Source organism: Paraburkholderia piptadeniae (assembly GCF_900007165.1).
In the GTDB taxonomy this organism is placed as follows: domain Bacteria; phylum Pseudomonadota; class Gammaproteobacteria; order Burkholderiales; family Burkholderiaceae; genus Paraburkholderia; species Paraburkholderia piptadeniae.
The window spans coordinates 1-11,917 of sequence record NZ_CYGY02000204.1 but is presented as its reverse complement, the minus strand read 5'-3'; the positions used below and the strand labels follow the sequence as shown (position 1 = coordinate 11,917).

Below are 11,917 nucleotides of genomic sequence, written 5' to 3'. Positions count from 1 at the left end.
CACAGCACAGCACAGCACATACTATGCGGCATTTCCAGAAATTTCAAAAATCGATTGTTTGGATAGGAACCATTTGATCTTCAAATGGCTCTCGCTACTCCATGACCGCCCACCGACCTTCAACCGGTCCGGTCAAGTAGCTTGTAGTTCACACAAACGTCATAGTGTAGATATCCTTATTATCAATTAGAATCGATAGCGAAACAGCCAGGCCACCGACGACATAGAGCGATGCGCCCTTTAAGCACCGACGCCTTTCCGCGTTCATCTGGTATCTAAAACAGTGCGAAATGTCGCCGATTCAGGCCAAAGCAAGCGCGAAAGAAATACCTGTGTGCACGCATCGCGAAACCTGCAATCTGGCGCTCGCGGCTACAGGTTGGCCGATGGCTGTTCTCTACGCGGTTGTTCACACGTGCGACTGCTCCGAGGAAGATTTTCTTCACCTGAGCTAGTTCTGGAAGGTCTGCCTTCGCCCCCGGATAGCCCCGCAACTGCGTCGGTAACAATCCTGCGCGGGCACCGGGTTCGAACGCAACATTCATCGGAATGAGCGCTTCGCGGCGGCTCTGTCGCATCGCTTTTTCACCAGCGCGTCGTCACAAAAAGTGCCGAAGACTCCCTAATTATTTTGCTACAAATATCAATTTTATTTGTTTGATATAGCTCCTCCGATCTTGCTATGGTCACACTCACTGAAGCTTAAATGAATAGATTCTTCTTGCGGCATGCAGCATAACCTTCGGCCACGGAAAATGGTTAGCCCTCGTTCATCGATCTTTGCGACTGGCCACTGCTGCATTTACATCGATCATCGTTCCCTAGGCGGATGCATTGCCAAAAAGGAGACAATCCATGAAGAACCGTGTCGCATTTTCACAAAGTCCATCACCGACTGTTGACCTGTTGTATGACTACGCTCCCTTCCTCCAGCTTTGCGAGTCTGAAGGTGGAATTGGCTCCTTTTCGTCCGGCATCCCCGCTCCCCGAGTCGCCATAGTGGGAGCTGGTATCAGCGGTCTTGTGGCTGCCACAGAACTATTGCGAGCAGGTGTAAACGACATTACGTTATTTGAGGCCCGCGATCGCATTGGAGGAAGGATTTGGTCACAAACATTTGATCCACGGCATCCGAATCTAATTGCTGAAATGGGCGCGATGCGGGTTCCTCCTAGCGCAACCGGTCTTTTTCATTACCTTAACAAGCATGACATTTGCACGACAGCGTCTTTCCCGGATCCAGGAGTGGTTGATACCGAATTGCATTATCGCGGTGCTCGTCATGTCTGGCCTGCAGGAGACCCCCCGCCACCATTATTCAGACGCGTTCATGAAGGCTGGAAAGCCTTACTACGTGACGGGTGCGTGCTAAACAGTGTCTCTCTCATGGCGCCAGAAGAAATCACAGCCATGTTGAAGTCGCATCGTCTGGAGGAAGCGCGTGCAGCATGGCAGGCGTGGCTCGACGCATTTCGTGACAGTTCTTTTTATGCCGCGATTGTGAGCATTTTCACTGCCCCGAACCCACCCGGCGGTGCGCCATGGAGAAGACCTGACGACTTCGATCTGTTTGGCTCTTTAGGGATAGGTTCCGGCGGCTTTCTACCTGTCTATCAGGCAGGATTCACTGAAATCCTGCGCCTCGTCATTAACGGCTATCTCGATGATCAGCGCCTGATCTCATGCGGAATTTCGACACTGGCTGAGCGGCTAGCCAGACAGAAGATCGGAGGAAGCACTGTTGGTGAACGGGTTCGCTTTAGCACCGTGGGACCCATTTACAAAGAAGACGGGAAGATAAAGCTCGTAACGGATGCAGATGGAATAATGGCTTTCGACCGCGTGATCGTTACGAGCAACAACAGAGCAATGCAAATCGCTCACTGTCTGACAGACGACGAAACGTTTCTAAGCCGCGACGTATCGCGAGCCGTCAGGGAAACACATCTCACGGGGTCGTCGAAACTGTTCATGCTCACCCGAGACAAATTCTGGATCACAAACGGACTGCCAGTCACCATTCAATCGGATGGTTTCGCCCGAGGCGTATATTGTCTTGATTACGAACCCGATAAGCCAGATGGTCGGGGTGTGGTCTTACTCAGTTACACTTGGGAAGACGATGCGCACAAGCTACTGAGTGTCCCCGACAAAAAGCAGCGGTGTGAGCGTTTTGTCGAGGATCTTGCTACATTCCATCCAGAACTTGCGCGCCACATGGTTCCCGCCGCCGGTGATTATGAACGTAGTGTCCTTCACCACGACTGGTTGACCGACCCGCACTCCTCCGGTGCCTTTAAGCTCAACTATCCCGGCGAGGATGTCTATTCACAACGGCTCTTCTTTCAGTACCAGACCGCAAATGATCCCGCAAAGGATACCGGCCTCTATCTGGCTGGATGCGGCTGTTCTTTCACCGGAGGGTGGATTGAGGGAGCCGTTCAGACGGGTGTAAACGGTGTCTGCGCCGTTATACGCAGTGCGGGAGGGAAACTTTTGCCCGGCAACCCGCTTGACGAAATCCGCAGCGCTTACCGTTACTGATATCGCACGTTCCCTAATATTTGAAACTCCATGCATTCGGAAAACACTCTGCAATCGCTCCGCGATCGCATACGGACTGGTGCACTGTCAGCAGCCGAAATCCGGGAGCGCATGCTCGGCGCGGATGTACTTGTGTCAAAGCTCAACTGCTTCATTAGTACATGTGATGCAGAGGCACACTTTGCTAGAGCAAGCGATGTTTTGAAAGGTGCACCGCTCTATGGCATTCCTTTTTCTTTAAAAGACAATATTTGTGTTAAGGGTCTCCCCGTCACCGCGGGAACACCGGGAATGGAGGATTGTATTGCCAAGCGCGACGCTTCTATCGTCAGAAAGCTGAAATCTCTCGGCGCTGTCGTCGCCGGCAAGAACAATATGCATGAACTTAGCTTTGGCATCACATCGATCAATCCTCAATGGGGGACTGTCGTAAACCCGGCAGCTCCCGAGCATTTGGCTGGAGGCAGCAGTGGCGGCTGTGCCGCGGCTGTGGCAGCCGGCATCGTTCCCATCGCGATCGGGACGGACACCGGCGGCTCGGTAAGAATACCGGCCGCCTTCTGTGGCATTACGGGCTTCAGGCCCACAAGTGGTCGGTGGTCCTCAGCCGGGATCATCCCCGTTTCCCGAACGAAGGATTCACCGGGCCTGCTGACGCAGACAGCGAACGATGCGCGGCTTCTATATGAGCTGCTCTCTCCCGAAGATCAGCTTCCGATAAAACAGAAAAGTACTCGACGCCGAATCGGCCTTCCGGCGTCGATGTGGACGGAACTGGATGACGATGTCCGAACGTACTGCTGGCATGCCGTCAGACGACTGACTCACGCAGGTTTCCAGTGCATCGAACTGGATGACTCGGCTGTTGCCGCGCTAAACAAGGCCGGGACCTTTACCGTCCCGATTTACGAATTTTTCACGGACTTTCCGCGCACGTTACTTTCGCTGGGGTGGGCAAACAGAATAAATACCGTATTCGATAACATTCTCGACCCCAATGTCCGCGATATCATTCATACCAATCTGGGCGGAAAGTTTATCTCCGCCGGAGACTATTCGTTAGCAATACAAAACATAGCCGCGTTACGTATGCAAATGGATACGTTGTTCAACACCTGGGACATTGATCTTCTCGCGTACCCAACTGTTCCGCGTTGCGTACCACGCCTGATCGATGCCGGCCGACCAGGACTATTTGCGGACGTGATTCGCAACACTGATTTGGCGAGCAACGCCGCAATGCCTTCTATTACCCTTCCTGTCGCCCCCGATAAGGAATTGCCGGTGGGACTGAGTCTGGATGCGGCGCGAGGTCAGGACCGCCGCCTCCTGGCTGTAGCAACGTGTATTGAAGAAATTCTGACTTCGTAAAAGTGGCCTGCCGTTTAGCACCGCTCGGAGCAACGGCATCAATAGCAACAGGTATCCACACGCACTCTCAGGAGGCGGGCGATAAATGCAAATTTCATTGAAGAGGATAAACGCGCTCTTTGACCCTGGCAGTTTTGTTGATCACCACCCGGACGAGAAAAGTCATTTCATCTGCGGCGAAGGATCGGTAAATTCGGTGAAGACGTTTCTGGTCATGAATCGCGGGCAAGACTGTGAGTTCCGGGGAAGTGGTCAGTGGCACACCGCTAGGCAAATCGTAAGAACAGTAACTCAGGCCCAGAATGACGGTGCTCCGTTGATCTACATTCAAGACCAGACTGGAGGGGTAGGCAGTTTCGACACGACAAAAGTGCTTTCGCGAGACATGTCCAAGCTGCTTTTGTCTCCATCGGGAATGGGCCGAGTAAGTGCATCTCTCGCGGAATTGGCAGAAACAAATCTGCTGGTTTCCGCCATACTTGGACCTACGTCAGGTCCACTTGCTTTACCGCTGATGCTTGCAGACCTAGTACTGATGACTGAGAAAGGCGCTTTATGTATGGGTCGACCGGATATGGTGAAAGCCATGTTGGCGCAGGAGTCCGACCTCTATTCACTAGGCGGAACCGATGTCCACAGCAAGGGCTCGGGCTCGGTTCAACTGGTATTTGAAGACGAAGGAAACCTATTCCGATGCTTAAAAAAAATGATTAATGACATTTTCAAAGGCAGCTCACCCAACGCTCGCGAATATGAAGATCCTGATCCCACTGATTTTGAAAAATTAATCCCATCGAATCACCGAGTACCCTATGATATACATGATTTACTATATTCTTTTATCGATAAGAGCAGCCTGACGGAAATAAGCCCACAATTCGCGCAAGAGGTATTGACAGGCTATGCAAGCATCAAAGGAAATCTGACTACAATTATCGCCAACAATCCCCGATATAACGGAGGAATAATTCACAGAAAATCCGCATCCAAAATGGTTAAAATGATAAACATTGCGGCTAAAATCAAAACACCAATCATATTTGTTGCTGATGTCCCCGGATTCATGATCGGTAGAGAAGCCGAACGTACCGGCATATTCTCCGCGGCGGCAGAATTGTTTAGATCGCATATTCAATGTAAGGTGCCGAAGTTACTCCTTGTTGCCCGAAAGGCATACACAGGCGGTGTGTACGCCATGTGCGGGCCCGGATTCGACCCAGTTGCGGTGTTGGCATATCCGCATGCGCAGATTGGCGTTTTCAGCCCTGATACCATGAACAAAGTTTTATCAACCTTCGATGAGGACGCAAGGTCCACAATGCAGGGACTAACCGAAGAAATTGAAAATCCGGAGTTACTGAAAATTAATGGACTGATTACTGACGTAATTAAGATTGAATCCACGAGGAATCAAGTAATTAAATATTTATTTCCCGCCAAATGAATGACCTACATATTTTCTCGTCCCCTCGATTTGAAAATTATCAAGATTTTAAATCCCGCTCAAACTTTCATACACAAAGTATTGGACATGCCGCGCTTATAATATATGATCATCAAATATTGACGCGACTCACCGATAGCTGCTTCTGGAAATGTTGGAAGCATTTGGGCCATTCCACGCAGGATCGTTACGCCAATCATCTTCGTGGGTTTCGTGGCAGCGGCTGTTTCTGATGCAATGGTCATTGCATCATACAGCGTACTGGAAGATGCTTCGGGCCGCCCACGAAGCTGGACGCGATCAATTCGATTTCACCAGCCGGCTCGATAAGCCGCAACCTCGGGATCAGCTCCTCAAACAGGATGCGCATCTCCATGTTCGCGAGATGCTGGCCAAGGCATACGTGAGCCCCAACACCAAATGCGAGATGTCGGTTCGGTTTGCGGTCGATATTGAATTTCAACGGCTCAGGAAAGACTTCCTCGTCACAATTTGCCGAGCCATAGCAGAGCATCAGCCAATCGCCCTTTCGGATTGTCCGGCCTCGAACGTCGGTGTCGGCAGTTGCCGTGCGCATGAAATGACGCACTGGAGATGCGTAGCGAAAGGTTTCGTCGATAAACTGCGGAATCAGCGAGGGGTCCGCCTTAAGTCGCGGCAGTAACTCAGGGAAGCGGCTCAACGCCCACATCGCGACTGAGGTGGACGACGAAACCGTATCATGCCCTGCCGCGGCGATGATCACGTAATAGCCAAGACGGGTCGCTTCATCGATAGGCTGACCATTGACCACCGCATTGGCCAGCAAACTCGCGATATCGTTGCGTGGGTTCTTCCGGCGAGCTTCGGTGAGGCGGTCGAAGTAATCCTTGAAGTCGGCCACGACGGACAGCAGAGCTTTGCCCATCGCGCTGCTCGATTCGCCCTGGCGCTGCATTTCGCGCTTGTATTCAGCATCCTCGCTTCCAAACATCTCGTGAGTCAGCGTCAAAATCCACACAGAATCCTCCTGCGGAACGCCGAGAATATCCATGATCACATTCAGCGGGTAGTGCGATGCAAAGTCATTCGCAAAATCGATCACGTGCCCGCTCCGCTGCAGCAGCTTCGCGATCATCTCATGTGCGAGCGATCGAATGCGGTCGTCAAGCTTGCTGATGCTGTTCGGCAGGAACCATGACTGTGTCAAAGCACGTAGATTCTTGTGCTCGTCGCCATCGACATGCACAAGCGATCGGACAATGTTTGGACCACCAGTGGCGGAAATCACATGCTTGATCGACGCTTTCGGCCGGCAGACGACAGAATAGTCGCCGTTGCGAAACGAGACGTTGTCTCGTGAAATCATGGAGACGTCGGCGTGTTTGGTCACCACCCAGAACGGATCATGTCCGTCCGCTATTGCACGCCCGACAGGGTTGTTTGCGCGCGCCCAAGCATACGTTTCATGGAGACGATCTAGGTTGGTATAGTAATGCGGATCAACCAGATGGTTTGCCATGTCTTTCGGCAGGTCGTAATTTGACATGTTCATGATACTGGTAGGACGGTTTGTTGTTAGAAGCTCGATACCATTCGAGGCAAGGCTCAAAAGCCGTTCCATACACCTGAAGACGGGCCACCAGACGAGAGCGCAGGCAAAGTGGCTGGCTCGGCGCGCCGCGGAATGATGCAATCGCGTCGACGTCTGCGAATCGGCAACTCTGCCGATTTCACGAGCTACGCATTCTTTCTTTCGCCTATCTCATAGATCGTAGTCCTCCTGGCTTTTGCTGTGTGCGCACAATCTGACACCTCGCGGCATTGACCGTTTCGAGCGCAGATTATACGGCCGGTGAAAACCTCACGCTTCCTGCGATCATGAAGGCAAAGATCGTAAGATGATTAAGATATTCGCCCCTGCGCTCGGGGTGAGGGAACCAAACGTAGCTCTTGCGGCCGACGATATGTCGGTGAGTTGCTTTGCTCGAAAGAGCTGGCCATACAGCGATGCAACCGACCTATCGATCATGGCATAAGTGTACAGTCGCACCTTTCATCTGGAAGAGCTTGCGAGTAAGGGGCTTGATCGGAATCAATAGTGCCACTGGCACCGAGCCTGACGGTGAGAGTAAGGTCAATTTTTTCAGCATCGGCATAACAAAACCTTTAAGATTCTGGCGGAAAGGCTCGGCTAACCCATCGGCTGTGCCCGAGAACGAACGCACCGCTTCGATAAGGCATTGCTAGCCATTCGGTCCTGCCGGTCCCATTATCTGTCATCACGCCGTCGGCTAATCTGCTCCGATAGCGGCAGGTGATCTTGCCGTGTCATCGAGTCGATCAGCGTTGAAATGAGCGCCTTGAGCACCAGTCCGGTCCGCGTCCTCCCACATCGTGATCAGCGCGGGCCCGCACCACATCGGCATAGCCGTCGCCAAAGACCCGACTTCGTCCTCGAATACAGCGGCTCGCGACACAGCTGTTACGTCGCGCGCAGAACGAGGAGCGGCATCTCGCGCTTCCTGTCTCGATCTCAGAACCCGCGGTACCGTATCGTTCACCGACTGCCTCGGTCAATTCCCGTCCAGTTAACCGGTTGAACCGTTGCATCCTAAGTTGTGCGCGTCAGTATTCTGACGGATTGAAGAGTTGCACGAGACAAAGGCACCGCCTGGTCGCAAAGTTCCCGTGTTCATGCGCGCTAGAATGTCGTTCGCACTCCGAATCTTAACACCCGTGCTGTTGAGTTGGGAGACGCTGATACCCCGTAATACAATGCCTGTCCCAGCGTGTAAGCGGACCCATTTTTATTTTTGACTTGTGCGTACCCGACGTACAGATTTGTTTGCTTTGAAAGTGCATAGAAAAGACCTAGCCCCACTACATGAACATTTTGTGATTGAGCAAGCCCATCTGAGGTGTCAATCAGTTTCATCACTTGCGCCACTACAACTGTCAAGGGTACAACCTGATAGCTCGCCCCCAGATTAGCAATGGCATAACGTACCGTATTTTGCAACGATCGTGCGCCAGTTCTGTCCGAGTAGTCATCCTTGGTATATCCGAGATATACCCTTGCCGGTCCAATCTCATAGCTACCGCCGATGCCCCACCCCTCATAATATCCGGAAACCGCCCCATCCCTCTTATATAGATATCCTGCATGAAAGGTGGCTGGACCGCGCTTATAGTTTACTGCTCCGCTAAAAGTTGACCCAGCACTTGTAGCCCCCGCCACACCGCCGAGGCCATACATCAATGCAACCGAGAAGCCATAGATTTTTGGGGATGAGTAAAGAATCGATTTATCAACACGGCAAGTGATGCTCTCAGTAAGGAGCACACCGTGAACAACATCATTAGGCAGAGTGCGATCAACGTCCAAGATGCTCCCGCCTAAGCCCATCTCGTTATACAGAAGTGGCGCAGTAGCAGACGTTTTTCCGAAAGCGCATTGAGCGATGCACCGGCGTGACGGGGGTTGTTAACGGCCGGAATTTCGCGTTTACTCTCGACTTTTCGAATGCAGATTCGTAATGAGCCGGGAGCGTGGGTGGACGAGGAATTTGAAACACTGGATCTGGGTGACCCGAGGCGGGATCGTCGCGCGAAGGAATTACTAAAGCGGTTTGCCGCGCGTCCCACGGCCAGTATTCCGGGTGCCTGTGAGGGCTGGGCCGAGACCATGGCGGCGTACCGCTTTCTGGGCAATGAGCACATCGACTGGCGCGACATGATGCAGCCGCACTGGGAGCGGACCGCTGTGCGCATGGGCGAGTCACCGGTAGTCCTGTGCGTGGCTGACACGACCGAGCTGAACTTCAACGGCCAGGACATCGAGGGGGCCGGCCCGCTCAGTTACGAAGCGCAGGTGGGCATGTATCTTCACGCGACCTATGCGGTCACACCGGATCGCGAGGCGCTGGGCGTCATGAACGCCTGGATGTGGGCACGCGAGCCGCGCGACGAAAACGGCCAGCGTGGCGGCGTATGCGAGAGCGTTCGATGGATCGAAAGTTACGAGATCGTAGCGCAGCAGGCGGCAGCCATGCCGGGCACGCGGCTGGTATATGTGGCCGATCGCGAAGGTGATATCGCCGCGCTCATGCAGCGTGCGCAGGAGCTGGGCGAACCGGCCGACTGGCTGATCCGCTCCCAGCACAACCGCGCACTCAAGGGCGAAGCAAAACTGTGGGAGACGGTACACGCGAGCGAGGTGCTCGGTCATATCAGCTTCGTGCTGCCCGGGCGGGGTGGCCAGAAGGCGCGTGAAGTGACGCAGGAGCTGCGAGCACAGCGCGTGACGTTACCCGGGCGCGGCGACGTCGAGCTGAGCTGCATTGAGGCATGTGAAGTGAATGCGCCCACTGGTGTAAAGCCAGTCGTCTGGCGCCTGCTGAGCAATCGCGAAGTGCGCGATGCACATGCGCTCACCGAACTGATTGACTGGTACCGCGCGAGGTGGGAGATCGAGATGTACTTCAATGTGTTGAAGAACGCCTGCCGGGTTGAAACGTTGCAGCTCTCACAGATGGAGCGCGTGGAGAAGGCGCTTGTGCTGTATATGGTGGTGTCCTGGCGTATCGCACGGCTCATGCGGCTGGGGAGGACCTGTCCGGACCTGGATGCTTCGCTGTTCTTTGAGGCTGACGAGATACACGGCGCTCACGTGCTCTCAAAGAAACCCCGCCCGAAAAAACCACCGACGCTTAACCAGATGATACGGATGATCGCGTCACTCGGTGGATTCCTCGGACGCAAGGGCGATGGTGAACCCGGCGCGAAGACACTGTGGATTGGCATGCAGCGTGTCATGGATGCGGTGATCACCATCCGGATCCTGCGCAACGGGTACGACACTTCTGTATAACGAGATGGCCTAAGCCTCCTTGAAAAACGTCGTATTCACTCACAGCGAGAAACTCTGGTGAGTATTGTCGGCCAAAAGTTAAAGCCCCATTCGGCCCTTCGAACCCAATATATGCCTGTCGGCCAAATTGTGCACCGCCCTGCTGTACAGTGCCAGTATTAGGAGCGAATCCGCCTTCAAGTCGGAATACGCTTTTGTAACCATTGCCGATATCTTCACTACCCATAATACCAAAACGCGATCCGAACGTGCCGCCATTCGACATTTGAGTTAGCGTTCCCCTACCCTGATTTGAAATATCAATGAGAACATCGAGCGCACCATATAGTGCGACGCTACTCTGCGCGCGGCTTGGATCCCCAGCTAGTCCCAAAATCGCACCCGTCACAATTGCGAATACAATCTTTATCGTCTTCATTCCTGAATCAATGTATACACCATTGATGAGGGCCAGTATCCTTGTAAAAATCCGACAGACATTGGAGCCGACGGAGTTAAAAGCCAAATTCATGCCACTCGCAAACGGAAGGCCGAAGCAGGGAGTCCGGTAAGTCACCAATGCTTTTTTTTGCCTCGGCTCGCAGACACTCAGATCTGACAGATGCGCCGGACTCTGTCGGTGTTGCAACAAAGCACACAACCGCCTGCCGTGGGAAAACCCGCATCCGCGACTGCGTGCGAAGACGTTGTTAAGTTGGCAAGAGCGGTTGAGTAAGATGCTCCGATGACAAAGAGCAGATCACTTTATCGCGGCCGTCGCTTCCCGGCGATCGTCGTCAGTTGCGCCTTGCGCCCCTACTACCGCGGTTTTCAGTTGAACCTGTGCGACATCGAGGGATTTGTTTTCGAATGGGGTTGTCGTCCGCTACTCAACCAGTCGACGTTGATGCGACAGATTCGGCGCGGACTTCGCACGGTGGGGGTCAAATCGGCTCGCCGCACATGCGGTACCACACGGCATCGAGACGAAGTGTTTGTGACGTTGCGGTGGATATTACATACGGCGAACATGCGGCCGAACTCGACACCCTGCTGCAGAAGCGGCGCGACAAAGCAGTCGACAAACCGTTCTTCAACCGCATGCTTCATGCAAGCCTGTGCCGAAACAATTACGCGGGCATCGATACACTCGGAGCGATGGGTACGGTTAAAATGCACGGTTCGCTACGTCAGGCAAGAAGGCGGTCATCTAAACGGAGCGCGCCCACTGGCGTCGGGGGACATGTCCTGGAGCCCGTCTGGCAGTTGGCTACATCGTCCATCAAGGAACGTCGCGCTGAATTCGGACATTCACTTCAGGGGCAGGTAGGTGTTATCCGCTGTTATTGCACCTGGGCGAACGCCGGTACGCGCCGCAAGAGATTCCTCTGGGGCCCGGCGGGCCCCGGTGACGCGATGACAGACGGTTTGCGCACCAGAGCGAATGATGAATGCGCCACTAGGAAAAGCTAACAGTGCCTCAGCCCGACGTTTGCCCCTTTGAAAGAGAAAAGCGCAGGCTCCATTCACCTTCGTCCCCGCTTATTCTACGATCAACCCATGCCGGATCGCATAGCGTATCACTTCGGCATTGTTCGCGAGTCCGAGTTTCTGCATCAGGCGCGTCTTGTATGTACTGATCGTTTTCGCACTGAGCGCGCAGCCGTCGGCGATTTCGTTGATGGTGAGGCCCCCCGAGAGCATCTGTAGCACCTGAAATTCGCGGT

General features: G+C 53.6%; 8 protein-coding genes and 1 pseudogene. 5 read left to right on the top strand and 4 right to left on the bottom strand.

The genetic code is table 11. The features are described 5' to 3' along the window. The first annotated feature begins 855 nt into the window (after positions 1-855). The 3 genes from BN2476_RS44450 (at position 856) to BN2476_RS44440 (ending at position 5,359) form a co-directional block, all read left to right on the top strand. A complete protein-coding gene (locus tag BN2476_RS44450) occupies positions 856-2,544 on the top strand; it encodes an NAD(P)/FAD-dependent oxidoreductase (RefSeq protein ID WP_087740432.1) in 1,689 nt (562 codons plus the stop codon). A gap of 132 nt (positions 2,545-2,676) precedes the next feature. Next, positions 2,677-3,915, top strand: a complete 1,239-nt coding sequence (locus BN2476_RS44445; RefSeq protein WP_235851263.1) for an amidase family protein — start codon at positions 2,677-2,679, stop codon at positions 3,913-3,915. Between the two features lie 85 nt (positions 3,916-4,000). Next, on the top strand, positions 4,001-5,359 hold the full coding sequence (locus tag BN2476_RS44440) for a carboxyl transferase domain-containing protein (RefSeq protein WP_087740430.1): 1,359 nt from the start codon (positions 4,001-4,003) through the stop codon (positions 5,357-5,359). Between the two features lie 241 nt (positions 5,360-5,600). Here BN2476_RS44440 and BN2476_RS44435 read toward each other — a convergent pair whose 3' ends face one another. Together BN2476_RS44435 and BN2476_RS44430 are read right to left on the bottom strand one after the other, a co-directional pair. After that, on the bottom strand, positions 5,601-6,893 hold the full coding sequence (locus BN2476_RS44435; RefSeq protein WP_087740429.1) for a cytochrome P450: 1,293 nt from the start codon (positions 6,891-6,893) through the stop codon (positions 5,601-5,603). Between the two features lie 1,149 nt (positions 6,894-8,042). Further along, complete coding sequence (locus tag BN2476_RS44430; RefSeq protein WP_160111892.1) at positions 8,043-8,726, bottom strand: porin; 684 nt, start codon at positions 8,724-8,726, stop codon at positions 8,043-8,045. Between the two features lie 138 nt (positions 8,727-8,864). Between BN2476_RS44430 and BN2476_RS44425 the strand changes: the two genes are divergently transcribed. After that, the gene (locus BN2476_RS44425) at positions 8,865-10,211 is read left to right on the top strand and encodes an IS4 family transposase (protein WP_087740427.1); all 1,347 of its coding nucleotides are present in this window, start codon (positions 8,865-8,867) and stop codon (positions 10,209-10,211) included. On the opposite strand, the gene BN2476_RS44420 is transcribed toward BN2476_RS44425, so the two are convergent. Further along, positions 10,168-10,722, bottom strand: a complete 555-nt coding sequence (locus tag BN2476_RS44420; protein ID WP_235851262.1) for a porin — start codon at positions 10,720-10,722, stop codon at positions 10,168-10,170. The two genes, BN2476_RS44425 and BN2476_RS44420, sit on opposite strands and share 44 nt — an antisense overlap. Positions 10,723-10,935: 213 nt before the next feature. On the opposite strand from BN2476_RS44420, the pseudogene BN2476_RS50080 reads away from it, so the two are divergent. Continuing rightward, positions 10,936-11,303 (top strand): annotated as a pseudogene (locus tag BN2476_RS50080) (transposase family protein); the annotation flags it as partial. Positions 11,304-11,732: 429 nt separating this feature from the next. Here BN2476_RS50080 and BN2476_RS44410 read toward each other — a convergent pair. Beyond that, the coding region (locus BN2476_RS44410) for a response regulator transcription factor (protein WP_143811244.1) at positions 11,733-11,917 on the bottom strand (185 nt) is incomplete at its 5' end.